24 protein-coding genes are annotated in these 24,762 nt (G+C 39.3%); 10 read left to right on the top strand and 14 right to left on the bottom strand.

The genetic code is table 11. The features are described from left to right. Positions 1 to 62: 62 nt before the first annotated feature. From HH214_RS19925 to HH214_RS19905, 5 genes are all read right to left on the bottom strand, one after another. Complete coding sequence (locus HH214_RS19925) at positions 63 to 383, bottom strand: DMT family protein (RefSeq protein WP_248282156.1); 321 nt, start codon at positions 381 to 383, stop codon at positions 63 to 65. 90 nt (positions 384 to 473) lie between these two features. Then, entirely contained in the window at positions 474 to 872 is a 399-nt protein-coding gene (locus tag HH214_RS19920; RefSeq protein ID WP_169610642.1) for a hypothetical protein, read from the bottom strand. Between the two features lie 5 nt (positions 873 to 877). Continuing rightward, the gene (gldC, locus tag HH214_RS19915) at positions 878 to 1,210 is read right to left on the bottom strand and encodes a gliding motility protein GldC (RefSeq protein WP_169610640.1); all 333 of its coding nucleotides are present in this window, start codon (positions 1,208 to 1,210) and stop codon (positions 878 to 880) included. A 14-nt stretch (positions 1,211 to 1,224) separates the two neighbouring features. Beyond that, on the bottom strand, positions 1,225 to 1,494 hold the full coding sequence (locus HH214_RS19910; RefSeq protein ID WP_169610638.1) for a hypothetical protein: 270 nt from the start codon (positions 1,492 to 1,494) through the stop codon (positions 1,225 to 1,227). Positions 1,495 to 1,496: 2 nt separating this feature from the next. Further along, positions 1,497 to 2,840, bottom strand: a complete 1,344-nt coding sequence (locus HH214_RS19905; RefSeq protein ID WP_169610636.1) for a DEAD/DEAH box helicase — start codon at positions 2,838 to 2,840, stop codon at positions 1,497 to 1,499. 463 nt (positions 2,841 to 3,303) lie between these two features. Between HH214_RS19905 and HH214_RS19900 the strand changes: the two genes are divergently transcribed. The 4 genes from HH214_RS19900 to HH214_RS19885 all read left to right on the top strand — a co-directional run bounded on the left by HH214_RS19900 (position 3,304) and on the right by HH214_RS19885 (position 9,050). Further along, positions 3,304 to 5,682 carry an ABC transporter permease gene (locus HH214_RS19900; protein ID WP_169610635.1) on the top strand — a complete coding sequence of 793 codons (2,379 nt, stop codon included), beginning with the start codon at positions 3,304 to 3,306 and terminating at the stop codon, positions 5,680 to 5,682. A gap of 132 nt (positions 5,683 to 5,814) precedes the next feature. After that, the gene (locus HH214_RS19895; RefSeq protein WP_169610633.1) at positions 5,815 to 7,149 is read left to right on the top strand and encodes a dihydroorotase; all 1,335 of its coding nucleotides are present in this window, start codon (positions 5,815 to 5,817) and stop codon (positions 7,147 to 7,149) included. Positions 7,150 to 7,200: 51 nt separating this feature from the next. Continuing rightward, positions 7,201 to 8,211 carry a N(4)-(beta-N-acetylglucosaminyl)-L-asparaginase gene (locus HH214_RS19890; RefSeq protein ID WP_169610630.1) on the top strand — a complete coding sequence of 337 codons (1,011 nt, stop codon included), beginning with the start codon at positions 7,201 to 7,203 and terminating at the stop codon, positions 8,209 to 8,211. A gap of 74 nt (positions 8,212 to 8,285) precedes the next feature. Next, positions 8,286 to 9,050 (top strand): copper homeostasis protein CutC, encoded by a 765-nt coding sequence (locus HH214_RS19885; protein ID WP_169610629.1) that lies wholly within the window; start codon positions 8,286 to 8,288, stop codon positions 9,048 to 9,050. Between the two features lie 17 nt (positions 9,051 to 9,067). Here the strand turns inward: HH214_RS19885 and HH214_RS19880 are convergent, their stop codons facing one another. Continuing rightward, complete coding sequence (locus HH214_RS19880; protein WP_169610627.1) at positions 9,068 to 11,902, bottom strand: TolB family protein; 2,835 nt, start codon at positions 11,900 to 11,902, stop codon at positions 9,068 to 9,070. Positions 11,903 to 12,015: 113 nt separating this feature from the next. Here HH214_RS19880 and hscA point away from each other — a divergent pair, with 113 nt between their 5' ends. Further along, positions 12,016 to 13,872, top strand: coding sequence for a Fe-S protein assembly chaperone HscA (hscA, locus tag HH214_RS19875; RefSeq protein ID WP_169610625.1), 1,857 nt, complete (start codon positions 12,016 to 12,018; stop codon positions 13,870 to 13,872). 38 nt (positions 13,873 to 13,910) lie between these two features. Here the strand turns inward: hscA and HH214_RS19870 are convergent, their stop codons facing one another. Next, positions 13,911 to 14,207 (bottom strand): hypothetical protein, encoded by a 297-nt coding sequence (locus HH214_RS19870; RefSeq protein ID WP_169610623.1) that lies wholly within the window; start codon positions 14,205 to 14,207, stop codon positions 13,911 to 13,913. A 90-nt stretch (positions 14,208 to 14,297) separates the two neighbouring features. On the opposite strand from HH214_RS19870, the gene HH214_RS19865 reads away from it, so the two are divergent. Then, positions 14,298 to 15,482, top strand: a complete 1,185-nt coding sequence (locus HH214_RS19865) for a tetratricopeptide repeat protein (protein ID WP_169610621.1) — start codon at positions 14,298 to 14,300, stop codon at positions 15,480 to 15,482. On the opposite strand, the gene HH214_RS19860 is transcribed toward HH214_RS19865, so the two are convergent. Further along, positions 15,445 to 16,029: a riboflavin synthase gene (locus tag HH214_RS19860; protein WP_169610619.1), complete on the bottom strand. Its 585-nt coding sequence runs from the start codon at positions 16,027 to 16,029 to the stop codon at positions 15,445 to 15,447. The genes HH214_RS19865 and HH214_RS19860 overlap by 38 nt on opposite strands. Before the next feature lie 87 nt (positions 16,030 to 16,116). On the opposite strand from HH214_RS19860, the gene HH214_RS19855 reads away from it, so the two are divergent. After that, on the top strand, positions 16,117 to 16,599 hold the full coding sequence (locus tag HH214_RS19855; RefSeq protein WP_169610617.1) for an NUDIX domain-containing protein: 483 nt from the start codon (positions 16,117 to 16,119) through the stop codon (positions 16,597 to 16,599). Here the strand turns inward: HH214_RS19855 and HH214_RS19850 are convergent, their stop codons facing one another. The 4 genes from HH214_RS19850 to HH214_RS19835 all read right to left on the bottom strand — a co-directional run bounded on the left by HH214_RS19850 (position 16,600) and on the right by HH214_RS19835 (position 19,899). Continuing rightward, positions 16,600 to 17,112, bottom strand: coding sequence for a GNAT family N-acetyltransferase (locus HH214_RS19850; RefSeq protein WP_248282155.1), 513 nt, complete (start codon positions 17,110 to 17,112; stop codon positions 16,600 to 16,602). A 10-nt stretch (positions 17,113 to 17,122) separates the two neighbouring features. Next, positions 17,123 to 17,626, bottom strand: coding sequence for a c-type cytochrome (locus HH214_RS19845; RefSeq protein WP_169610615.1), 504 nt, complete (start codon positions 17,624 to 17,626; stop codon positions 17,123 to 17,125). 94 nt (positions 17,627 to 17,720) lie between these two features. Next, positions 17,721 to 18,569 (bottom strand): SDR family NAD(P)-dependent oxidoreductase, encoded by an 849-nt coding sequence (locus HH214_RS19840; RefSeq protein WP_169610613.1) that lies wholly within the window; start codon positions 18,567 to 18,569, stop codon positions 17,721 to 17,723. Positions 18,570 to 18,813: 244 nt separating this feature from the next. After that, positions 18,814 to 19,899: a DNA topoisomerase IB gene (locus HH214_RS19835; protein ID WP_169610611.1), complete on the bottom strand. Its 1,086-nt coding sequence runs from the start codon at positions 19,897 to 19,899 to the stop codon at positions 18,814 to 18,816. A gap of 105 nt (positions 19,900 to 20,004) precedes the next feature. Here HH214_RS19835 and HH214_RS19830 point away from each other — a divergent pair, with 105 nt between their 5' ends. Then, on the top strand, positions 20,005 to 21,021 hold the full coding sequence (locus tag HH214_RS19830; RefSeq protein ID WP_169610609.1) for an aldo/keto reductase: 1,017 nt from the start codon (positions 20,005 to 20,007) through the stop codon (positions 21,019 to 21,021). Between the two features lie 90 nt (positions 21,022 to 21,111). Here the strand turns inward: HH214_RS19830 and HH214_RS19825 are convergent, their stop codons facing one another. Further along, complete coding sequence (locus tag HH214_RS19825; protein WP_315853178.1) at positions 21,112 to 22,125, bottom strand: threonine aldolase family protein; 1,014 nt, start codon at positions 22,123 to 22,125, stop codon at positions 21,112 to 21,114. 44 nt (positions 22,126 to 22,169) lie between these two features. Here HH214_RS19825 and HH214_RS19820 point away from each other — a divergent pair, with 44 nt between their 5' ends. Beyond that, a complete protein-coding gene (locus tag HH214_RS19820) occupies positions 22,170 to 22,808 on the top strand; it encodes a hypothetical protein (protein WP_169610607.1) in 639 nt (212 codons plus the stop codon). 37 nt (positions 22,809 to 22,845) lie between these two features. Further along, positions 22,846 to 23,523, top strand: coding sequence for a hypothetical protein (locus tag HH214_RS19815; RefSeq protein WP_169610605.1), 678 nt, complete (start codon positions 22,846 to 22,848; stop codon positions 23,521 to 23,523). On the opposite strand, the gene HH214_RS19810 is transcribed toward HH214_RS19815, so the two are convergent. After that, the gene (locus tag HH214_RS19810) at positions 23,524 to 24,741 is read right to left on the bottom strand and encodes a glycosyltransferase family 87 protein (RefSeq protein WP_169610603.1); all 1,218 of its coding nucleotides are present in this window, start codon (positions 24,739 to 24,741) and stop codon (positions 23,524 to 23,526) included. It abuts the gene before it with no gap. Between the last annotated feature and the right edge of the window lie 21 nt (positions 24,742 to 24,762).

The raw sequence follows: 24,762 nt of genomic DNA, 5'->3' as shown, positions 1-24,762 counted from the left end.
ACCTGTACTAGCTTTTGTGGTTGAAATGGTTATACGCTTTTAATGAGCTTAAAGGTTACTTATCACTTTTTAAATATAATGAACACAGCCGCAACAATAAAACTGAACCCAACTAAATGGTTCCAGCCCAGCTTTTCTGTCTTGAAAAATACTAATGTAAAAATCATAAACACAGTTAGAGAAACGGCTTCCTGAATAGTTTTGAGTTGTACCAAATTGAAAAGACCACCATTATCCTTAAAGCCGCTTTGATTGGCCGGCACTTGAAAGAGATATTCAAAAAATGCCATACCCCAACTAATTACAATGATAGCAAACAAACCTAAATGTTTACCCCAAGAGTAATCTTTAAACTTTAGGTGCCCGTACCAGGCAAACGTCATGAAGGTATTTGATATAATTAGGAACAAAATTGTTTTCCAACCGCGCATATTTGATTATTATATCTAATAAATGTACGGGTGTAACACAAATTATGGTATTGAGTTTTTAGATAACGGTATGATTGATAATAAGGCTCCGGCAAACAATAAAAACCAGCCCCATTTAAAATGGATTTGCCGCGTTAACACTCCGGCCATTCCTTTAAATGGAATAAAACTAAAGGAAGATTTAACTTTTAATACGGCTGCAATATAAACTAAAATAACCAGCGCTAAAGCCATCCACCCGGCTATACGTTTTACAGAATATTGCTTCAACAATATACTGGCAATACCCACTACGGCTACCAGCAGCACTACTATACCATAAGGTTTATTTAAATCGTATAAATCCCAGTTAATCAACCCAAAAGGCCGTAACAATGGACAGTAAGTAGCTACTAATAACAATGTAAAACCTAAGAAAGAAAAGAAGGCTTTAGGCTGCATACAAATTATTGTTGGGTTAGTTCCATTTTATCAGCAAAGTGGGCACAGTAATCACGTAAATCTTCTACTATATTCTTTTCGCCGGTAGCACGCAAAAAGCTATCACCCATAGTTTGAAGAGTTTCATAGAAGAAGCGTTTCATCTCATCAACCGGCATATCTTTAGTCCATAAATCAATACGAAGGGTATTTTTGTAGTTATGATCCCATAATGCCAACATCATGCCTTTTACAGGTAACGCTTCCTTATCTTGGGAATCAGTAGATTCCCACATAATATTTTCAGGAACGTTGTTATCATCTAAATCAATCGTCAATTTTATTTCGGCTCTTTTCATTTTATCAATTTTGGTTATCTAACCATTAAATATATTCCAACTGTTAATACAATAAAACTAAGCTCAATAGCCCAGATTACTTTTAGCTTTAAAAAGAAGTTGCGGAAAATCATATCTAAAAAAGCAACTACAAAAGCAAAGAAGAAAAATAATATAGCAATTGCCCCACTCCATCCTGCCAGTTCACGGCCGGTAACACCCACCGGATGATACAACCAGGTAATAAATGCCAGCACAATAAAAAATACAGTAGCAAAGTTTAAAGGCGTTACTTTGAATTTCATAATTACTTTTTACGGAAAGATTTACCGCGTGTAGTTTTAGGCTTTTTGTATTTATCGCCAGGTTTTGTGGATTTAGGCGCAGCCGCTTTACGGGTGTTCGACTCCTTTTTTTCGTGAAAGGCGCCTTTAAAATCGGGATTTTCGCGGCGCTTCTGCATGTCAATTTCACGAGCCTGCTCTTGGCGCTCCTCGTACGGAGTTTGCTCAATGAATACATCATCTGGCAAAGGCAGTACCGTTATAGGCTGACGTATTAGTTTTTGTACTTTTTCGATATAATACTCTTCGGCAGGATTGCAAAAAGTAATGGCATCGCCTGATTGTGAAGCCCTACCTGTACGGCCAATACGATGCACATAATCTTCAATTACAATAGGCACATCAAAGTTAATAACGTGGCTTACCATACTAACATCCAAACCCCGCGCCGCCACATCAGTAGCTACCAAAATTTTTACCTCATCGCTCTTAAACGCATTGATGGAGTTGATACGGGTATTTTGCCCTTTATTGGCATGTAAAACTTTAACCTGCTCCTCATCATACTTACGCACTAAAAACTTATATACATCTTCAGCAGCATAGCGTGTTTTACAAAACACAATTAACTTACTAATAGATTCTTCACTGTCTAACAGCTTTTTAAGCAAGTTAATCTTAGTTTTTATGTTAGGTACATAATACAAAACCTGATTAACTGTTTGTGCAGGCGTAGCCTGAGGCGTAACCTCGATAACCGTAGGAAACTCCAGGAAATTACCCGACAACAGCTGAACCTTATCAGACATGGTAGCCGAAAATAACAGGTTCTGTCGTTTTCGGGGCACCACTTCCAGAATACGGTTTATTTGAGGCATAAAGCCCATATCCATCATTTTGTCGGCTTCATCCAGTACCAACACCTGCAAGGGTTTGGTATTGATGTGACCGGCCAGGTAGATATCTAAAAATCGGCCTGGTGTAGCTACAATAATGTCGGTACCCTTTTGTATGGCTTCAATTTGAGCTTTTGGCCCTAAGCCTCCGTACAATAAAACTGTACGCAAATCAGTGTTCGCTGCAAATGTTTTTATATTCTGCTCAATTTGCATAGCCAGCTCACGCGTGGGCGCCAATATTAGCGCACGGGCATCCTGCCCCTGTGCATACTTGAGTTTCATTAATATAGGCAGTACATAAGCAGCAGTTTTGCCTGTTCCGGTTTGGGCTATACCCATTACATCCTGCCCGTTTAAAATAGGCGGTATGGCTTTTTGCTGTATAGGCGTAGCTTCCGTATAACCCGCATCAGCTATCGCGCTCAGAATTTGGCGGTTAAATTTAAAATCATCAAAAGGTACGCCCATGGCGGGCAAAGATACAGTTTAGTTGGAAAAATCACACCTTGTTAATTGGCAGGTACCCTCAGTTAATTATGTTGCTGTAAATAGTTGTTCAATTATAAATTATTGTAGAGTTACTTACTGGCAAAGTCACGCAGTGTTCAGGAACGCTTTTTAATATCTTTCTAAGTAAAATACGCTGACAAAGCAGTGCCACCACTGCCAATGGTTTGTCAATGTTACAGGTGTTACATGTTACACTCTGTAACATGTAACACCTGTAACACTACGTAGCCGTTAACTTACTTTATTATGCTTGTACAAAAGCGTACAATTTGGTGTATCATAACCGTACACTGCAAACCATGAAGCTTTACATACATATTTAACTGTCAGCCTGTTAATCGAATGGTATGTGTTTGTATAGGTATAATTATACGTGCTTAAAAATGCATATTGGTAAATGCTCCTTTATTAACCCAACTTTATGCTAAAAAACTATATCAAAACAGCATGGCGTAACCTGCTTCGTAGTAAAGTATATTCATTAATTGCAGTTATAGGTCTAGCTATAGGTTTATCCGTAAGCATATTGGTATTTTGGGGTGCTAATGATGAATTGCTATATGACCAATCATGGCCTGATGCTAACCATGTATTTCGAATCAACGCTAAGGTTAGGATGAGCAGTAATGTATTTGACACCTGGTCAAGTGTACCTGCTCCTATAGCAGCAGCATTAAAAGATTTTCCGGCGGTTGAACAGGTTGCTCGCTTTCAGCAAAGAGAATTACTGATAACTTCAGGCGAATCGCACCTGATGGAAAACAGCTTAGCCTTCACCGAACCTGCTTTTTTCAGCATGTTTCATATTCATTTTTTGCAAGGCAACCTAAAAACAGCCTTACAAAACATCAGCAGTGTAGCTATTAGCAAAGATGCGGCAATCAAATATTTTGGTTCTGTAGATAAAGCCATAGGTAAAACTCTGCTTATGGATGAAAAACAGCTTCCTTATACCGTATCTGCCATTTATGAAAACATGCCGGAGCGCAGTAGTATTCACTTCAATGTCCTCCTTTCTATAGACGTATTGCGGAAAGATTTTGGAGGTAATGGTAAGTGGAAAACTATTGACGATGATTGGGGTAACTTCGCGTTTAATACCTTTTTACATCTCAAATCGGGCACCAACGTGGCAGCCTTAGCTAAACAGCTTTCCGCCATTCATGTAAAAAACAACGGTTATGTTAAACCCGGCGATGTCACTTTCATTTTCCAACCTATTAATACCTTACGCTTATACAAACCGGATTTATCCCCATCAGGAATTAAAACCGTGAAGTTGTTTTTTATTATTGGCATACTCATTATTGTAATTGCTGTAATCAATTATATTAACTTATCAACTGCCAGAGCCACTAAGCGAGCCAAAGAAGTCGGCTTGCGTAGAACCATTGGTGCCAACCGCAAGCAACTGTTGATACAATTTGTAACAGAGTTTGTATTGATCTTTTTAGCCTCGCTATTATTAGCCATGCTACTCTTACCCTTGTTGGTACCTATTTACAAAAGTATCAGTGGTAAAACTTATACGATAGATTACTGGCAGGTCTCTACATTTGAAATCATTGGCTGGGTTGGTTTCGGTACCATTATATTGGGTAGCTTTTATCCGGCATGGGTGCTATCTTCTTTTAACCCTACCGAAGCTTTAAAATCAAATTTCAACAAATCAGCACAAGGCGGATTGCTGCGCAAAAGCCTGGTAATATTGCAATTTGCATTTTCTATCGTGCTTATTATATGCACAGTAATTATCACGAAGCAACTTCGCTTTATGCAAGCCAAAAACCTGGGCTATAATCGTGAAAACATTGTAATTGTACCTTTAAATCCAAAAGTCGGCGCTCATTTACAAACTATACTAACTGAACTGAAAGCAGATACGCATATACAAGACGTAACCTTTGCCAATAGCGACTTGATGCAAATGGGTGAAAACTCGACCGATGGCATAAGCTGGCCGGGTAAAACAGATCCGCAGGCACATATCAGTCCGATGCAAGTTACTGCCAACTTTGCATCAACCATGCAAATGAAGTTTGCAGCAGGTGAAGGTTTTACGGGCACATCTGCCGATAGTGCTTACTACTTAATTAATGAATCGGCTGCTAAGCTAATGAACCTGAAAAAACCGTTAGGAACCATTGTTAACTTGTGGGGGCGCTCAGGCCAGATTAGAGGTGTTATCCGCGATTTCAATAACGTTACCCTAAAAGCTAATATACAGCCGGCAATTTTTTCCATATCCCGGGATTCTCAATATGGCGGCTACTTGTATGTAAAAATTAATTCAGAAAACGCTCAGGAAGCATTGACTAAAATTGAGCAAGTCTATCGGAATATTGATGCTATACATCCATTCAATTATCAGTTTATGGATTATAATTTCCAAGCCATGTACCGTCGTGAAACGCAAACAGCAACACTATTTAAAGCCTTTGCCGGCGTAGCCATACTATTAAGCTGTCTTGGTTTGTTCGGATTAGCTGTATTTACAGCCGAACGCCGGACCAAAGAAATCGGTATCCGCAAAGTTTTAGGAGCTAGTGTTCAAAGTATCTCTTTATTGATCTCAACAGAATTTACCTGGTTAGTTGTTGTAGCCAACCTTATTGCATGGCCTTTAGCGTGGTATTTTATGCACCAATGGGTTCAGGAGTTTGCCTTCCGTACCGAAATCAACTGGTGGATTTTCTTAATTACGGGTTGTTTATCCTTGCTATTGGCTGTAGTTACCGTTAGTTCACAAGCAGTAAAAGCAGCCTTTGTAAATCCGGTAAAAAGTCTAAAAACAGAGTAGAAACCTATCACCATATCCAAACTTAAACAAGCCTGCCAGTTATGGTTAGGCTTGTTTTGTTTAAATCCCATCGTTCAAAACTATTTTCATCTAGTTTCTTCATTCTGGTTCATGGCTTCTAACTTTACCCCCATGTCATCCATCCTAATAAAAGCCGCTACTATAGTTAACGAAAACCAGCAATTTGTTGCTGATGTATTCATTCAAGATGGTCTGATTAGCCGTATTGATACCCAAATAGACGTACAAGCCGATCAGGAGATTAATGCTGAAGGATTGCACCTGTTACCTGGCTGCATTGACGATCAAGTACATTTTCGTGAACCGGGGCTTACCTATAAAGCTGATATTTATACCGAAGCCAAAGCAGCGGTAGCTGGCGGTATTACCTCGTTTATGGAAATGCCCAATACGGTTCCGAATACCTTAACGCAAGATTTGTTAGCTGATAAGTACGAATTGGCTGCGCAGAAATCTTTGGCTAATTACTCGTTTTACATGGGTGCATCCAACAACAATTTGGATGAGGTGTTAAAAACTGATATACAAAATGTATGTGGTATTAAAGTTTTCATGGGATCATCAACCGGTAATATGCTGGTGGATAATCCAACCACTCTAGAAAACCTTTTTGCACAAGCGCCTATGCTGATTGCCGTACATTGTGAAGATGAACAAACCATAAAAAACAACGCAGCACATTATAAAGAATTATTAGGTGACGCTATTACGGTTGATTATCACCCCAAAATTCGTAGTGCTGAAGCTTGTTATCTTTCTTCATCATTAGCTATTGAACTTGCACGTAAAAATGACACTCGACTGCATATATTGCATATTTCTACAGGCCGTGAAACACAACTTTTTAATAATAATATTCCATTAAAAGATAAAAGAATTACGGCTGAAGCTTGTGTACACCACTTATGGTTTTCTGATGAAGATTACGCCACTAAGGGCAACCTTATTAAGTGGAACCCCGCAGTAAAAACAGCAGCCGATCGGGATGCTATTTTACAGGCGGTAAAAGATGGGCACATTGATGTAATAGCGACCGATCATGCCCCCCATACCATAGCCGAAAAAGCTCAACCCTATTTACAAGCACCATCAGGCGGCCCGCTGGTACAACATGCATTACCGGCTTTGCTGGAGCTGTATCATCAGGGTAAAATAACACTGGAACAAATTGTTGAAAAAACAGCCCACAATGTAGCTGTATGCTTCCAGATAGCACAGCGCGGTTTTATACGTGAAGGTTATTGGGCCGATTTGGTTTTGGTTAACCTGAACAAACCCTGGCAGGTTACGCCGCAAAACATTTTGTATAAATGTGGCTGGAGCCCGTTTGAAGGCGACACTTTTCAATCTGCCATTACGCACACGTTTGTATCTGGTAACTTGGTTTATCAGCAAGGTACATTCAACGAACAAGTAAAAGGTATGCGTATGCAGTTTACCCGGTAATTCATACAAAAATTCAGGTTTTCATTAGTAGCTTATTATATTTAGCCCAACATGTACAATCGTCGTAAATTCATTAAAGTATCTGCGGCTGGAGCCTCAGTGGCTGCCCTATCTACGCAGTCTATAGCTAAAAATTTAGCAGATTCAACTCCGGTTATCAATAAGCCCATTGTTATATCTACCTGGGATTTCGGCATTGTAGCCAATCGGGAAGCCTGGAAAACACTGGTAAAAGGCGGACGTGCTATTGATGCTATTGAAGCTGGTTTACAAATACCTGAAGCTGACTTAAACAACCATACAGTAGGCAGAGCTGGTTACCCAGATCGTGATGGGCATGTTTCTCTAGATTCATGCATCATGGATGAATTTGGCAATTGTGGTTCAGTAGCAGCTATGGAGTACATTGCTCATCCGGTATCTGTTGCCCGACGCGTAATGGAGAAAACGCCACACGTAATGTTGGTTGGCGAGGGGGCAACGCAATTTGCTATTGAGCAAGGATTCAAGAAAGAAGTTTTACTAACTCCCGAGTCGGAAAAAGCCTGGAAAGAATGGTTGGTTAAGCATGAGTATAAGCCTATTATGAACATTGAAAATGCTAAAGGTTTACCCGGCAATCAATACAACCATGATACCATTGGTATGCTGGCTATGGATGCACACGGGAACTTATCAGGTGCTTGCACTACCAGTGGTATGGCTTTTAAAATGCGTGGGCGTGTGGGTGATAGCCCAATTATTGGAGCCGGCTTGTATGTAGATAATGAAGTGGGTGGTGCTACATCAACCGGTGTAGGTGAAGAAGTAATCCGCAATGTGGGCAGCTTTTTGGTAGTTGAATTGATGCGCCAAGGTCTTTCCCCAGAAAATGCCTGCAAAGAGGCTGTACATCGCATCATCAAAAAGAAACCTGATACAGCTAAAGACATACAGGTAGGCTTTTTAGCATTAAACAAGAAAGGTGAATACGGAGCTTATGCCATACAAAAAGGCTTTTCATACGGAGTGTGCGATGGCAACAAGCAGGATTTATTAGTGAAAGGAAAAAGTTTTTATTAGTGGTTCATGCACTATTTCGATTCAAGAACGTTGCTTAATCACACTAATAACCAATTTATCTTTATACTTATTTTATGATCCAATTAGAAGTTTGCGCTAATTCGGTTGCTTCTGCACTGGCGGCACAAAATGGTGGTGCACATCGGGTTGAACTTTGTGAAAACCTGCATGAAGGCGGAACTACGCCTTCGCATGGGCAAGTAAAAATTGCCCGAGAGTTGCTGCACATTAAGTTACATGCATTACTGCGCCCACGCCTTGGCGATTTCTTATATACAGATATTGAATTTCAAATTATGCTGGCGGACTTGCACTATTTGGTTAGTGCCGGCTGCGATGGCGTAGTGCTAGGCATTTTAAATGCTGATAGTACCGTTGATGTGCCCCGTTGCCGTATCTTAATAGACATAGCCAAACAACACGGCTTAAGTGTAACTTTCCACCGGGCTTTTGATTTATGTGCAGATATGGATCAAGCTCTGGAAGATGTAATACAATTAGGTTGTGACCGCATCTTAACTTCTGGTGGAAAAACAACTGCTATTGAAGGCGCAAACAAGATTGCTCATCTAATACAAAAAGCAGCCGGTCGCATCATTATCATGCCGGGTGCAGGTATTAGCGAACTAAATGCTGCTGATTTGGTACATTATACCGGAGCAACCGAAATACATTCATCTGCTAGAACGCAGCTACAAAGTGCCATGACTTACCACAACTCTGCTATTATATTTGGCAACAGCAAATACGCAGATGATTATGCTATTGATGTAACGGGTACCGAAGTTGTAAAAAGACTTCTGGCTAAAGTTAATCAGGGCTCATCTCCTACTGTATAGTTGTTCTGGTTATATTGCTATAAGATACTTAAAGGCAAAATTAAGGTTATACGGTTTCGGCCATTATTGCCAAACAAGTCGTCATTTAGTAATCGCGTATAGCGTATGCCAAAACTAATAGGATTTTCATTCAGCCATTGGGTATCAAAAAACAACTCAGCTCCCGCCGAATTGAAATCAGCCTTAAAGGTGTTACCGTTGGTGTAAAAATCACGCCCGTGAGTATGATCGTAAAATAAATTACCTCTTAACCTAAGCAGGTAAACAATATTACCAAAACCTGCATCTGGGTAAGCAATTGGAAAGGAATAGTTGATGCCTGCTTTCTGCAAACGGTAAAGGTTATCGGAGGTGTAACCTCTGGAAAAAGACAACTCGTTGGAAAAGAAACTGTAATTGCGGTCGTGCTGCTGATAAGCTAAGCTGACTACAATGCTATGATTAGCCAAAAAGCCTGGAAAGTAGAAAGTTCCAGACGTTAGTAACTGGTGAGCTTGCAAGCTGTTAACTGTATTACGGTAATTAACCGTAATAATCTGTGCTAAATGCGGGTATATGTTTTGTCGTGGCTTCGCAACCTGATTACTGAAGGTTATAGCGTTAGTTAAATAAGTATTATCCGGTATGGCTTTGCTAAATAAAGATTGAACATCAGTCACGGTATAAGATAAACTGCTCAGATAAGTGATGTTGGTATAATTACGCCCACGCGATAAGTTGAACGGAAATTCTAAACCACCTTGTACGTTACTTTCGTTCCAATTAGCTTCTATAGTATTCCGACGCTGATCCAGAAAATACCGTCTTCTATCAAATGTATAACTTGCACTAGCAAATAAGTAGGGATACAGCGCGCCATACAAAGTAGTAAAGCTGATTTGTTTGTAACCTTCGTTACGGTTGTAAGTGAGTGATAAATCGCTCTGAAATGTATTCAAGATGTTGTTACCCGTTAAAGATAAGGTATAATCAGGATCATCCAGGTAAGGTATTAAGCTATGAAAGTTAAACGGATGATGAAGTTTAGAATACTTTTTGACAGGTAAATTCTCATTTTGTACATCAGCAAGTAAATCGGCAGAAGTATCTTGATGTAAAGCATTAATGCCGAACTCAGGCAACTTTGGTAACGTATTTACAGCCTTTAACTGCAAGGCTTGTTTAGGCAGCTCATGTATTTGGTAACCGTAAGCACTAAAACTTACCCAAGCTATTTTGCTTTTGCCTACCGCTGGCTCGTAGTTGCCTACAAAGCTATGTAAAGAATCATTTTGTAACTCATACAATTGATGATCGGGTACATTTACGGCATATAACTTATCATTAAGCCCTGAGGTAGCAGTAAAGTAAACAGTATCCCGGTGTACTGTAGTAAAACCTTTGGGAGACATGCCCCAAGCCGTTAAATACTGGTTTTCTCCTGTTTTAAGGTCAATCAATGCAACCGACATTTCACCAGCAGTGTTTCTGATGGCAGATACAATTTGATGATTATTGTAAAACTTAGGGTAAGTGTAATAATAATGCCCAACGTTAGGCACACGTTGTAACACTTTACCACTTGCCACATCAATAATATGTAATTCATACGCACCAGAAGGTGGCACATGTACCGCAACAATCGTTTTATTATCGGCACTTAATGCCGGCGAGAAATATTTAGTACGTGCGGTAACTCGTCGCTGATTGCCGGTTTTAACGTCAATTAGTTTAATATCATTATACTCCCTATACCCCCACCTCACATCCGGACGACGGGCTACATACACTATTTGGCCATTATTATAGTTAAAGTAGTTGTCAGCATTAATGTCTGCCAATCGGATTACTTTTTCTCTGTTACCTCGCCGTATAATAAAAGCTGGACGGTGCTTATAAGATGTTTTCTGATAAATTAAAGTACTATCATCTACATAAGCCGGGTATTCGGTAGTAGCAATAAAGTGCTGATTGGGCTTGTATGCCTCGGCCGCTTTCTGCATATTCGGCGTAACCAGTTGCTGTTTAAAGTAGTTTAATGCTTCGCCTCTAAAACTGCTGTACTCTTGTTTAGTGTGCTGCTTAAATGATGTTTGAAAAGGATAGAACAAATGTTTAAACGTGGCAGCATCATGAGTAACACCCTTCCAAACCTGCGCACCAAACTTTTGGCGACCATAAGCTGTGAGCATATAGCCTGTCGGGTACCAATCGGGCACATAGTCCTGATATGATCCGTTACGTAGTTTCATCCAGTTGTAGTTTTTGCCGGCTGCCCAAATAGCACGGTAGCCATTGAAAAAGTATGGCAAACGGCCACGGCCCTGGTTGCTCATCAGCGTTTCGTTATACACGGCATCGCCTTCGTCAAACCAATTAGGTATAGAAAAGCTGTTCGCTATCTGTTGCCCGCCTTCACCAAATAGCACATGCAGAATACGGGTTAAACCAACATCATAGTTATTGAACTGTTGCACATGCCTGAATTCATGAATAGCTAGTTGATCGGCAATGGGCAATGTTCCTAATTGAAAATTATTTTGTGCAGGTACCAGATAAAACTCGCTTCGAAATGGAGCTAGCCCAACGTAACCATTAGTAGTAAGCAGCTGGTTTTGTAGCACTATATTAATCTGCTTTTGTTTGTAGCCAATAGTTGGCATCATGGTGCGGTTGAGTTGCTGCACAATGTTAGCTACACGCTGACCAGACGAATCCATTCCTTTTGGAAAGATTACCCGGGCAGCCGGTGTGTTTACCTGATTCCACTTGATAGAAGGCGGATTTCCGCCAAAAGCTTGTGCATAAGCAGTTTGAATACTACCTATGCCTAAACATGAACCCATAATTAGGAGAACGGACCGTTTAAACATTGCTGTGAAAATAATTAGAAATTATGATTAAAGCAATTTGCCTGTCAATTCACACTTACATGACATTGCATCTTGTAAAACTGCCTACCTTTGCTGCTTATTAAGTAAGTAATATGGCTAAAGTTTCTATCAATCTGGCTACTGGATCGCTGCAAAAAGATGAAGTAATTGTTGGCATTGATTTAGGCACAACCAATTCATTAGTGGCCTTTATTAATCCTGATAAAAACCCTCAGGTTATTAACGACATGGGTAAGGGTGTTTTAGTACCTTCAGTAGTACATTTTGATAGTGCTGGTTCTATAACAGTTGGTAATGAAGCTAAAGAATATTTAATTACTGATCCACAGAATACTGTTTTTTCTGTGAAGCGTTTATTAGGGCGTTCATATCAGGATATAGAAAAGTACCAGAACTTTTTTTCCTACAAAGTTATCGATGATAACACTGAAAGCTTGGTAAAAATTAAAGTGGGCGACCGCTTTTATACACCGATTGAACTTTCAGGATTGATATTGAAAGAACTAAAGCAAAGAGCAGAACACGCTTTAAAAACACCGGTAAACCGCGCAGTAATTACGGTTCCCGCTTACTTTAATGATTCTCAACGGCAAGCCACACGTGATGCGGGTAAACTGGCTGGTTTAGATGTACTACGCATTGTAAATGAACCAACAGCAGCCAGCTTAGCTTATGGTATTGGCCTTCACCCTGATGAAACTAAAACCATTGCCGTGTACGATTTAGGTGGCGGTACCTTTGATATTTCTATTCTGCAAATACAAAACGGAATTTTTGAGGTACTATCTACCAATGGCGACACCTTTTTAGGCGGTGATGATTTTGACCGGGCTATTGTAGAATACTGGATTGAAAAGAATCAACTCAACCCTATTGAATTAGCTGAAAACCGTGAGCTAACACAGCAATTACGTTTAAAGGCTGAAGAAGCAAAAAAAGCTTTCGCTCACCAAAGTATTTTTAATGAGCAAATTGGTGATATCTGGTGTACGTTAGACCGTCAAACTTTTGAGCAACTAATTAGCCCGAAAGTTGAACAAACCATTCATGCTTGTACCAACGCCTTAAAAGATGCTGGCTTAACGGTAGATGATATTAACGAAGTGGTAATGGTGGGTGGATCAACCCGTACTGCTTTGGTAAAGAAAAAAGTAGCTGAATTCTTTAAGCGCCCGGTACATGATGATTTAAACCCTGATGAGGTAGTAGCACTAGGCGCCGCTATACAGGCTGATATTCTGGCTGGTAACCGCAAAGATATTTTGCTGCTGGATGTTACCCCCCTTTCATTAGGTATTGAAACTATGGGAGGTTTGATGGATGTCATAATTCCACGTAACTCCAAAGTACCTACCAAAGCTGGGAGGCAATACACTACCTCGGTTGATGGACAGGTAAACATGAAGATTTCCGTCTATCAAGGGGAACGCGATTTAGTGAAAGAAAACCGCAAGTTAGCTGAGTTTGATTTGAAAGGCATACCGGCTATGCCCGCAGGTTTGCCTAAAGTAGATATTAACTTTTTGTTGAATGCTGATGGTATTTTGAAAATTCAGGCTATTGAGTTACGCTCAGGCATGAAGCAGGAAGTGGAAGTAAAACCTGCTTATGGCATTACTGATGAACAGGTAGAACAGATGCTCATGGATAGCATTACCCACGCCAAGGATGATGTAACACAGCGTATGCTTATTGAGGCCAGAACTGAAGGCGAACAAATGGTATACACCGCAGAACGCTTTATTGAAAAGAATAAAGACTATCTAGCCATTGCAGAGATTGCAAAAACTCAGCAGCACATTGATACACTAAAAGAAGTGCTGACCAGTGGTGATAAAGATTTAATACTGAAACAAGTAGATGAGCTAAATAACTATACACGACCCTTTGCCGAACGTGTTATGGATGCAGCTATCAGTCAGGCCATGAAAGGTAAAAGCATTGAATAAAATAAAATGCCCTTCATTATAGAGAAGGGCATTTTATTTTATTCAGACAGTTTATCGATAGCTTCCTGTGCTTTCAGTTCTTCGATATGATTTTGACTGCTGTAAGTAGTAGTTTGCGCAGCAAAATCTTCTAGTATTGAAGCTATGTTATCCAGGTTATCGGAAATACGCTGATGCATATCTGGAAGGTCTTTCTCTAAACGTTTATCGCCTAAATCAATGTTATCTACTTCAATCTTACCTAATTTTTGAATAATTGCCTGTTGACTATTCTTTAAATCTTCTAGTTCATGGACAATTTTTTCCATCAACTCAAACTTTCTTATCTTATCCATATGATAAATTATTTAGCTTTAATAACTAAATTTTAAAGTATGTGTTTGAAATATCATTCATAACTAATAACTTAGTTTTAAATGATACTTATGAAAAACTTATCCATTCTGCTCTTCTTAATTGGTGTACTTTTAGTTAATCCCAAAATTGTACAAGCACAAACCGTTAGTGATTCACAACTGCTGGAATATTATCAAAACCAGCGCTATGTGGAAGCTTTACAGTATTTGAAGACAAATTACCAGGAACCAGTCACCGACGCAAAAGCTTTATCTCGTTTAGCTTATACTTCACAAATGGCGGGCAAACTGGCTGAAGCAGAAAACTATTACCAGCGTGTATATGCAATGGATACCACTAACCTACCAGTACTTAACAACATGGCAGGTATTAATATGAGGCGTGGTAATCAGGATAAAGCCTACGGCTATTACTTAAAGATAGTGCAGAACGACACCAGCAATTTTTATGTATATACGCAATTAGCAAAAATATGCTCAGTTAAATTAGACTCATTAGGTAAAATGACCTACTTGATTAGAGCCAATAAAATCAATCCTGAAGATGCAGATGCGGCAGCATCTTTAAGTGATGGATACGTTAAAGCAAAACTTTATGTACAAGCAGAAAAAGTGTTAGATAAAGCAATAGCAGCTGATTCTGATAATATCATTTTACTAGAGAGCTTAGAAAATTTAACTCATGCACAAAAAAGATGGCCGCAAACCATTAAAACAGGTATGAGGCTTTTGCAATTAGGCGATAATACCTATATTACAGTAACCAAGTTAGCACAAGCCTACTATTACTTGAAAAATTACCAATGCTGTGTAGAAACTATAGCTGGTTTACCGCGCTTAATGCAAACGGAAGGCTCGTACTACTGGATGGGTATGGGTTATAAAAACCTTAAAGATTACCCTAAAGCTGTACAGTGCTTTAATAAAGCTATCGCTGATGGTATATCCAGCAGCATCAGTACGTACTATGGTGAAATTGGCAGTTCATACGAAGAATCTAAACAATTTACCAAATCATTAAATGCTTATCAAAAAGGTTTGCAATTTGAAGATAGTCGCCTTATATATTACTCGCTGGCCAATTTGTATGATAATGATTTAAAAAATAAAACTTTAGCCATTAAGTACTTCAAGAAATATTTGGCTGCTAAACCACCGGTAAAAGAACAAGCTTTAGTTGATTATACCAAAGGAAGATTAAACCAGCTTACAGAACCTAGCGTTGCATCAGTCGAGCCACGTACTTCCCGATAATGTCAAACTCCAGATTTACCGTTGTGCCTACCCTAACGTTTTGTAGATTGGTATGCTCGTAAGTATAGGGAATGATGGCTACCGAAAAACTGTTGGCTGTTGAATTAACTACAGTTAAGCTAATACCATTGATACAAATAGAGCCTTTTTCGACAGTTACGTTGCCTTTAGTATTGTCGTATTCAAATGTGTATTCCCAACTGCCGGGTAGTTCTTTATACTCGGTACATATGGCAGTTTGATCAACATGGCCTTGTACTATATGCCCATCTAAGCGAGCATTCATTTGCATACAACGTTCCAGGTTGATTAGGTTGCCAACCTTAAGTTGACCAATATTGGTTTTATTTAATGTTTCTTCAATTGCGGTAACCGTATGTGTGCCATCAACCAAAGCCACCACAGTAAGGCATACGCCATTATGTGCTACTGACTGATCGATCTTTAATTCGGATGATATAGCAGATTGAACAGTAATGTGCAGGTTGCCTTGCTCTTGTTTTAAATCGGCCACGTGGCCTAAAGTTTCGATGATGCCGGTAAACATTTGTGGTTACAGTGTTAGTTGTAGAAATTATACAGCACCAAAACTAATTATTAGTCGGTAAGGTTTTATCAGCTACATATCATTATTATGCCCAGACAAAGCGCCGGAATTTTGTTGTATCGAAAAATCAATCAGGATTTAGAAGTATTCCTGGTTCATCCCGGCGGTCCATACTTCGCCAATAAAGATGTTGGTGCGTGGACAATCCCCAAAGGCGAATTCACCGACGATGAAGAAGCACTGACGGCCGCACAGCGGGAGTTTAAAGAAGAAACAGGGCAAACTGTTGAAGGTAACTTTATACAACTTCAGTCTATCAAACAAAAAGGCGGCAAAATAGTACATGCTTGGGCAGTTGAAGGCAATATAGCTCATGAAGCCATCATCAGCAACACTTTCAAGATGGAATATCCTTACAAATCAGGTAAATGGATCAGTGTACCTGAAGTAGATAAAGGTGCTTGGTTTACTGCTGATGAAGCTAGAAGCAGAATTAATCCGGCACAAAGCGCCTTTATTGATGAGTTAGTCTTGATCATACACAACAACAACTCACCCATAAACGGCTGATTAAGATTCTTGAAGAATCAGCTGCAAAAACTTCAAATCGAGCCAGCGCCCAAATTTATAACCAACTTGTTTGAAGTGGGCGACTTCCGTGAATCCTAATGATTGATGCAGGCGAATACTGGGTATAGTATCGGCATCAATGCCGGCTATCAATACATGGTTGCCTTGTTCACGTGCATGATTGATGATATGTTCAACCAATAGCCGACCAATGCCTTTACCCTGATGTGATGGAGCCAAATACACAGAATGCTCTACAGTAAAGCGGTACCCAGGCCAATTACGAAAGGGACCGTAGGTACAAAAGCCCACAACTTGCTCACCTTCAACTGCTACCCACACCGGAAAGCCGCTAGCTTGTTTCTCAGCAAACCAAGCTTCACGCATTTCCAGCGTGTGTAATGTTTCTTGATATACGGCAGTTGTATGAGTTATAGCATGATTGTAAATGTCGAGTATATATGGCAAGTCGGCTGCCTTCGCATCACGAATAGTTATATTGTTATCAGACATTCAATCAAGCTTAGGGTTGCTTATCTCCAGCTGGTGGCTGCGGCTGACCGCCGCCAGGTTGCTGGCCTGGTTGCCCCTGCGGGCGCATTGGTCGTTCTGGCATTTTAACTTCCGGATGTGCCTGTCCATGATGGCACATATTACAGTTTACACCAGTTTCCATAATCATGCCTATGGAATCTTTACCAGCTTTAAAATGCTTTTTGTTCAGATTAGCTGTCATGCGGTACATTTCACGAGCCATCTCTTTTTCAGGCTTAGTATCACTAGCCCAATCCATTTGATGGCTTTCTTCATTACGCACATGGCAAAAATTGCAACGAACACCTAACGAGTGCTCCCACTCTTCCATTACTTCATGCATTTGATGCTCAGTAATATTTTTAGGCAGTACTTTCAAGTTTTTGTATTTGTGTTCTTCTTTTTGCTGCTGTTGTTGCATTGCAGTAGTTGAAACAAACACTATGGTTCCTAACAAACCAATCGTGATAAAGAATTTTTTTCCGGGCAACATAGTAAGTATTTGGGTTGGCTAAAAATAATCAAAAACATGAATGTTCAAACATGTTTTTTTACACTACTATGAAGAAATTATTTGCAGCTTGATTTTAAAGTAAATATGGGACTACCAATTGTTCGCTAATTTGCCACAACTTGTTACGGCCCGAAGCATTCTGAGCAGCTAAATTGGTTTTAGCTACTTGCATTTTCTTGAAGTATTCACCGCTTAACTTAGGACTTAGTTTAACTTCAGACGCCAGGTAAATAGAAGTTTGTGCACCTTCCTGCGGGCTAATCATAAACGGCCGAGCCAACCACAACATAAACTTTCCCCATCCGCTAAGTTCGTTTCCAAAGCCGCTTTTAACAACGCCAGGATGCAAAGCATAGGCGGTTATACCTTTTGAAGCAAACTTTTCAGCTAAAGATTTAGCAAAATAAATATTACTTAGTTTAGCCAGAGCATAGGCTTTGAAAGCTGAATAATCACGAGTAAATTGTATATCATTCAACATCCTAACTTTGCCCATTTTGTGTGCTTCAGAACTTACGTTAATAACGCGAGCCTGCCCTCTTTCTAACAAAGGCATTAAGCTAAGCGTAAGTAAAAAGTGCCCTAAGTGGTTCACGGCGAAAGTCAGTTCAATACCATCCTTACTTTCTTCCCGGTGCATGTTAATGCCGCCAGCATTATTAATTAGCGTATTAATAGCAAACAACTTTCCTTTCAATTCATCAGCAGCCTGTTTAACGGTTTGCATATCAGCCAAGTCACAATGCAGCACAAATATACTGCGATTGCCAGTCTGTTCAACCAGTTCTTTCTTGAGCTGTTCTCCCTTTTGTACGTTACGTACCAGTAAATACAAAGCATGATCTTTTTTAGCCAATGCTAAAGCCGTTTCCTTGCCTATACCTGAAGTAGCCCCTGTAATTACTGTTGTTCTGAATGGCATAGTTATGCGTAGTTGATGAAATTATAAGCTGCTAAGTTATTGAGTTATTTACATACTTTGCAATGAAGCATGTGCTTTGTGCATTCATGTACTTAAACCAAAACCTAATACGATATTCCACTACTCACATGCTCTTGTTTCACAAACTTTCGTATGCTTGATGATTCTTTACTTCAACAACGACATATTGGTATTATTACCTTAGTTATAGGCGCTTTGAGATAGAAACAAAAAATTATATGAATTAACTGGCAACGGCTAACTTTTCATTTTCTAGTAGCTGCAATAAAGCCTTTTCTGCTTTTTTCAATTCTGAAGCTTTAACGTCTTCATCTTCGTCCAAATTCTGAATATATTTAGAGAGCACCCCATCTTCGTAAGCTTTAATTATACTTGGATGCACGTAATACTTTTTACAAACAGTACGGGTATTACCCAAGTTTAAAGCTACTTCATCCAAAACGCTTACAATATTTTTACGGCATTGCGTTTGGTTTTCAAATTCTCCAGCTTCTTTAAAAGCATACAACGCACTTACACTACCTGCCCATGTCCGAAAGTCTTTAGCAGTAAAATCTTCGCCTGTAATATCTTTCAAGTAGGTATTTAAATCGCCAGAATCAATAGTACAACGCTGTCCTTCATCATCGTAGTATTGAAAAAGCTCTTTGCCTGGTATATCCCGACATTGCTTAACTAAACGGGCCAGCTTTTTACTTTGCAGGTCAATTTTGTGATAAACACCTTTTTTACCTTTAAAGTCAAACTTGATTTTCGAACCATCAATTTTTACGTGCTTATCCATCATGGTAGTTAAACCATAAGAACCGTATAGCTTTTTATAAGATTCGTTACCTACCCGTATACTAGTTAATTCCATAAGCCTTACTACCAAAGCAAGCACTTTATCATGATCCAAGTTACGACGATTCAAATCTTTATCGACATGCTCGCGTATAGTTGGCAAATGTGCTGCAAACGCCTGCAAGCGATGATATTTTGACTGATTACGTAATTGATTCCAGCCTGCATGATAACGGTATTGCTTACGGCCGGCTGCATCTACACCGGTAAATAATAAATGCCCATTTTCATATGGCGATATCCAGACATCCGTATAGGCTGGTGGAATCACCATCTTATTGAATCGCTGAACTGTGGCCTCATCCGTTACCAACTCACCTTGCGCATCATAATACTCATAGCCACTATCAACAGGTTTACGACTGTAACCAGGAGTACTATCAGATACATAACGCAATCCAGCAGCTTTAGCGGTACTTTTCGGATCGCGGCCAATTTTTTCGAGTTTTTGCAGAAGACGGTTCATTGCAGCATAAACAAGCATTCAGCAGTTAGGTTTGACTTACGCTTGACTGATGTAATAAACAATTGTACAACTATTAGGGTTGCACCTTAAACTAAACAGAACAAAATGAAATACAACTTTTTAGGTAACACTGGCATATTGGTATCTGAAATATGCTTTGGTACCATGACCTTTGGTGGTAGAGGCATGTGGGAAGCGGTAGGCAAAGTACAGCAGCAGGAAGTTAATGATTTAATGAAAGTAGTGGTTGATTCAGGTATTAATTTTATTGACACTGCCAATGTATACTCTTTTGGTGAATCGGAAAAGCTACTAGGGCAATCCATTAAAGATTTAGGATTGAACCGGAACGATTTAGTGATTGCCACCAAAGTACGTGGAAAAATGGGCGAAGAAGGAATTAATAATGTAGGCTTATCACGTTACCATATTTTCCAATCAGTAAATGATAGTTTGCAACGTTTACAACTGGACCACATAGATATTTTATATGTACACGGTGTTGATAAACGCACGCCGATTGCAGAAACAGTAAGAGCGTTGAATGATATTGTACTTACTGGTAAAGTACGCTATGTAGCCGTGTGTAATTGGCCAGCCTGGATGGTAATGAAGGCTCTAGGCATTGCCGAAAAACATGGCTGGAACAAGTTTGTAGGCTTACAATACTTCTATTCATTATCAGGTCGGGATATTGAACGGGAAGTTTTACCATTAGCCGCTGCTGAAAATTTAGCCGTAATGCCATGGAGCCCTTTAGCTGGTGGTTTTTTATCAGGAAAATATAGTCGCAATAACGAGAAAGCAGGAAACTCTCGTCGGGATGAATTTGATTTCCCACCTATCAACAAAGAAAAAGCTTACGATATTGTTGATGTATTAGCAGAACTAAGCAAAGCGTACAATGCCTCAGTAGCACAGCTAGCTTTAGCTTGGGTGCGACAACAGCCAGGTGTAACCAGTACCATCATCGGTGCTAAACGTGTTGAACAATTGCAAGATAACATCAAGTCGACAGAAATTCAACTGACGGCAGATGATCTTAAAAGAATAGACGAGGTAAGTGCTTTAGCAAAAGAATACCCGGGCTGGATGGTAGAATTTCAGGGCAGAGATAGATAATTTTTAGTAAGTAAATCAGAGAGTTTGTGAGTAAGGCAACATTAGGTATGCTATATAATTGCTGTACTCACAAACCCTCTAATATAGACCTTAAAGGGTTTTCATAGTACTTATCGTATATTCTACCTGTTCAGGATGTACATCTAAATGGGTAACAAAGCGGATTCGGTTTTTTCCGGTACTATTTGCTTTTATACCTTTATCGGCTAGTTTTTTCACTACAGCATCAGCAGCCTCTACCGTATCAAATAATACAATGTTAGTTTCAACTGGTACTACATGGCTCACCCAGCTTAATTTACCCAACTCTTCAGCCAAAGTATATGCATGGCTATGATCAATTTTTAAACGCTCCACATGATGATCTAAGGCGTAAATACCGGCTGCAGCTAAAAAGCCAGCCTGTCGCATTCCACCACCTAAAGCCTTCCGCAACCGGCGCGCATACTTTATAGTTTCTTTGTCTGCCAATAAAACAGACCCAACTGGTGTACCTAATCCTTTCGATAGACAAACTGAAATGCCATTAAAATACTGGCTATAATCAACAGCTTTATCACCAGTATAGGTCAATGCATTGAAAATACGTGCACCATCCAAATGCAACTTCAAGCCTGTTTGTTTACACAAGGCAGCAATAGGTGCAATCTGGTTTAGGGTGTAACATTTACCTCCACCTTTGTTTACTGTATTTTCAAGCACTACCAAGCTGGTATGTGGATAATGAACGTTTTCGGCATTTATTTCCGGTTCAATCATTTCAGCAGTAATAATACCACGCTCTCCGTTTAACAAACGGGTAGATACAGCCGAATTAAAAGCAATGCCGCCTCCTTCATAACGATAAACATGTGCCGTTTGGTCGGCAATCAACTCATCTAAAGGTTGCGTAAAACATTTAATAGCTATTTGATTGGTCATGGTACCAGATGGACAAAAAATACCGGCTTCCATGCCAAACATTGCTGCAGCTTTAGCTTCCAGTTCGTTTACGCTTGGATCTTCGCCAAAAACATCATCACCTACTTTGGCGCTCCACATAGCTTCCAACATGCCTGGTGTAGGTTTAGTAACCGTATCGCTACGTAAATCAACAGTCATCATTCTATTCAAAGTATTTATATTTGCTGCCCAAATATCTAAATCTTATGCGTTCAATTTTTGTACTTCTATGTATTTTCAGTGTTACATTTTCTGCTAAAGCACAATCATTTGGTAAATGGACGAATGGCAAGTATTATGACCAAACAAATACAGTGCATGAGGGGCAAATACTTTGGAATATACCAGCCAAAAAAGTTTTAATAAACAAAGCGGATAGTATTTATTATAGAACCAACAAGAAAGCTGAAAAACTAAAAATATATTCTGATAGTTTAAACGCTTTTGTTGTTAATCAAGATAGCTTTATTGTATCTAAATCTATCTCACCTGAGGTTAGCCCCTTTGTAAAAGTGGTTATTAATCATTCTACTAAACTTTTTGCCTCTATTACTCAACACTCGCCAGCAGCAGCTACAATTGGTGCTGCTGGATTTGGCCTCATTGGTGGAATTGCAGGAGCAGCAGCATCGCATAGTGCTAAGTTGATCTATTTTTATGGCGTTGATATAGATCATTTAACCAAAGTGGACAAAAATAATTTTATGCCAACCATGTTGGAAATGATGGCTGATAAACCAGAAGTGTTAGAAAAAATAAAAGACAGAACTTTTCGTTTCGGTAATATTGATGAACTAGTTGAATTCTATAAAACTGGAATTATAGCTGATTATTTAAAAGATTAGTTTATGTAATTACACAATATTGCAACTAAGATATTATATGAAGTACAAATTATCTTTTGCTATAGGGTTTATAGTAAGCATTTTATCTGCCCATGCACAAAAGTGGCAGCCAGGCTATTTTTATGATACGAAAGGAAACAAAGTAAATGGCTTGATTGAAGCTTATCCATCAGGCAAAGGCCCGATTAAAACGGAAGGTTTCATCAACTACAAAGCTGATGCAAAAAGCAATGAAATAAAACTCAGTGCCAGTGAACTACAATATTTTATAGCGGGTAAAGACAGCTTTGTGGTAGCACACGCCCCACAGTTTGAAACCTGGAAGCCTAAAGATCCGGATTTTGTAAAGGTTGTACTTGATGAACCATTAAAGCTATACGTTTACGGAGGCAGTAGTAGTGGTGGCGGTTTCAGAATCAGGCCTGATGTTGCAGCAGGTATAGGCGGCGGTAATTATGGGGCTTTTGGCGGCGGCGGTATTGGCTTAACTCTAGGTAATGGTGGCAGCCGTATACGAAATGTTTACTACTTTGGTGCCAATACAGCCGAGATGCAGCAAGTTACACCACAAAACTTTGTTGATGTAATGAGTGATATTATGGCGGACGAACCCCAAGCTGTTGAAGCCATACAAAGTGGCAAATACCGCTTCGATAAAATACAGGCGCTGGTTAAATACTATGAAACGTTAAAGAGCCAAACTCATAATCCATAATCAAGCTACTACTTCGCTGGAATTTTTGGAGCTAAGGCTATGCACATCGTTAGAATTAAGGCGTACATCAGACAAGTTGAAATTTTTGAATAGTAACTGATAAGAAATCATCAACCATGCTATAATGCATGGCCATGCCTTAATCATGTATTTGTTGATATATTCATGTCTGATATATCTTGGAAAGGCATCAGTTGGACCTAAGCCGGTAACCAACACCAAAAGCACTAGTAAAGCGATATTTACTTTCGTAAATGGCTTATCATACATAAATATCCAAATTAAAGCACCCACTACTGCAATAATGTAAGTAGGATGTTCAGAACCTGTACTAAACAGTACGACTAGCATTAAAGCAGAAGCCAAAACTTGCAACCTGTAATTTAAAGAAGAGTACTGTTTGAACCTAAGTAAAGCTATGCCAAAAACCGCGGCTGCAAATAACAGGAAAGGTGTATTTGGAATGGTTGGGTTATGCAGTAATGCTCTAACTGTTCCCATGACAGAGATGTCTTGCGAACTGCCAACGCCTATATTTTCCATGTTTTTTGAATGCAGTGAATTATACCAGTCAATATAAGTTTGCACAATGTAATGCTTACTGGAAATTAACATAGGTAGCGCAAAGAACACGGCTAACCATACTAAGCCTGAGATAATAAACCGGTACTTATGTTTAGAAAACACAAAAAAGGTGAGCCCTACTATCGGATATAGTTTGATGAGCGTGCCTAGCGCAATCAGCATAGTAGCCCACTCATCTTTTTCAGCTTCTACCAGTAAAAAGCTAAAAATGATGATGGCTGTAATAACTGCATTAAACTGGATGTAATGTGTTGCATTAGCAAACTCAACTACGCTGAAAAGCATGATGAACATTTTGCTTTTGGTACGCAGAGGTAGTTTATGAATAGCCCACAGTAATACTACAGTATTAAGCAAAGTAAAAAGCAGAAAACCAATGCTGTCTGGCAATATGGCAAAAGGTGCTATTAACAAGCTAAATACCGGACCGTAATGGTTACAGTCGCCGTACTCAAGCGGATAATAGTTGTATAAATTTACTTGCGATAAAGTGTGGTAATAAACACCTTTAAAAATCAGGTAATTATTATATCGATTGTGAAAGTATTTAAGCCACCAGCAAAATAGTGATACTAACAACCAAAGAATAGAAACAACTTTATAATTTTTGTAGAAAGAAATAAGTTTACTCATTGTAACAGGTTGGTTACAAAA

Origin of the sequence: Mucilaginibacter robiniae (genome assembly GCF_012849215.1) — a bacterium.
Lineage (GTDB): Bacteria > Bacteroidota > Bacteroidia > Sphingobacteriales > Sphingobacteriaceae > Mucilaginibacter > Mucilaginibacter robiniae.
Note: the sequence above shows the minus strand (reverse complement) of the source record. Positions and strands in the feature narration are given on the sequence as shown.

Coding starts and splice junctions, on each gene's coding strand:
- gldC (WP_169610640.1), bottom strand. CDS start 1,210: ATGAAAAGAGCCGAAATAAAATTGACGATTGATTTAGATGATAACAAC.
- hscA (WP_169610625.1), top strand. CDS start 12,016: ATGGCTAAAGTTTCTATCAATCTGGCTACTGGATCGCTGCAAAAAGAT.
- HH214_RS19925 (WP_248282156.1), bottom strand. CDS start 383: ATGACGTTTGCCTGGTACGGGCACCTAAAGTTTAAAGATTACTCTTGG.
- HH214_RS19905 (WP_169610636.1), bottom strand. CDS start 2,840: ATGGGCGTACCTTTTGATGATTTTAAATTTAACCGCCAAATTCTGAGC.
- HH214_RS19910 (WP_169610638.1), bottom strand. CDS start 1,494: ATGAAATTCAAAGTAACGCCTTTAAACTTTGCTACTGTATTTTTTATT.
- HH214_RS19850 (WP_248282155.1), bottom strand. CDS start 17,112: ATGTCTGATAACAATATAACTATTCGTGATGCGAAGGCAGCCGACTTG.
- HH214_RS19870 (WP_169610623.1), bottom strand. CDS start 14,207: ATGGATAAGATAAGAAAGTTTGAGTTGATGGAAAAAATTGTCCATGAA.
- HH214_RS19895 (WP_169610633.1), top strand. CDS start 5,815: ATGTCATCCATCCTAATAAAAGCCGCTACTATAGTTAACGAAAACCAG.
- HH214_RS19825 (WP_315853178.1), bottom strand. CDS start 22,125: ATGATGACTGTTGATTTACGTAGCGATACGGTTACTAAACCTACACCA.
- HH214_RS19890 (WP_169610630.1), top strand. CDS start 7,201: ATGTACAATCGTCGTAAATTCATTAAAGTATCTGCGGCTGGAGCCTCA.
- HH214_RS19855 (WP_169610617.1), top strand. CDS start 16,117: ATGCCCAGACAAAGCGCCGGAATTTTGTTGTATCGAAAAATCAATCAG.
- HH214_RS19830 (WP_169610609.1), top strand. CDS start 20,005: ATGAAATACAACTTTTTAGGTAACACTGGCATATTGGTATCTGAAATA.
- HH214_RS19840 (WP_169610613.1), bottom strand. CDS start 18,569: ATGCCATTCAGAACAACAGTAATTACAGGGGCTACTTCAGGTATAGGC.
- HH214_RS19880 (WP_169610627.1), bottom strand. CDS start 11,902: ATGTTTAAACGGTCCGTTCTCCTAATTATGGGTTCATGTTTAGGCATA.
- HH214_RS19860 (WP_169610619.1), bottom strand. CDS start 16,029: ATGTTTACCGGCATCATCGAAACTTTAGGCCACGTGGCCGATTTAAAA.
- HH214_RS19920 (WP_169610642.1), bottom strand. CDS start 872: ATGCAGCCTAAAGCCTTCTTTTCTTTCTTAGGTTTTACATTGTTATTA.
- HH214_RS19865 (WP_169610621.1), top strand. CDS start 14,298: ATGAAAAACTTATCCATTCTGCTCTTCTTAATTGGTGTACTTTTAGTT.
- HH214_RS19810 (WP_169610603.1), bottom strand. CDS start 24,741: ATGAGTAAACTTATTTCTTTCTACAAAAATTATAAAGTTGTTTCTATT.
- HH214_RS19885 (WP_169610629.1), top strand. CDS start 8,286: ATGATCCAATTAGAAGTTTGCGCTAATTCGGTTGCTTCTGCACTGGCG.
- HH214_RS19820 (WP_169610607.1), top strand. CDS start 22,170: ATGCGTTCAATTTTTGTACTTCTATGTATTTTCAGTGTTACATTTTCT.
- HH214_RS19900 (WP_169610635.1), top strand. CDS start 3,304: ATGCTAAAAAACTATATCAAAACAGCATGGCGTAACCTGCTTCGTAGT.
- HH214_RS19815 (WP_169610605.1), top strand. CDS start 22,846: ATGAAGTACAAATTATCTTTTGCTATAGGGTTTATAGTAAGCATTTTA.
- HH214_RS19835 (WP_169610611.1), bottom strand. CDS start 19,899: ATGAACCGTCTTCTGCAAAAACTCGAAAAAATTGGCCGCGATCCGAAA.
- HH214_RS19845 (WP_169610615.1), bottom strand. CDS start 17,626: ATGTTGCCCGGAAAAAAATTCTTTATCACGATTGGTTTGTTAGGAACC.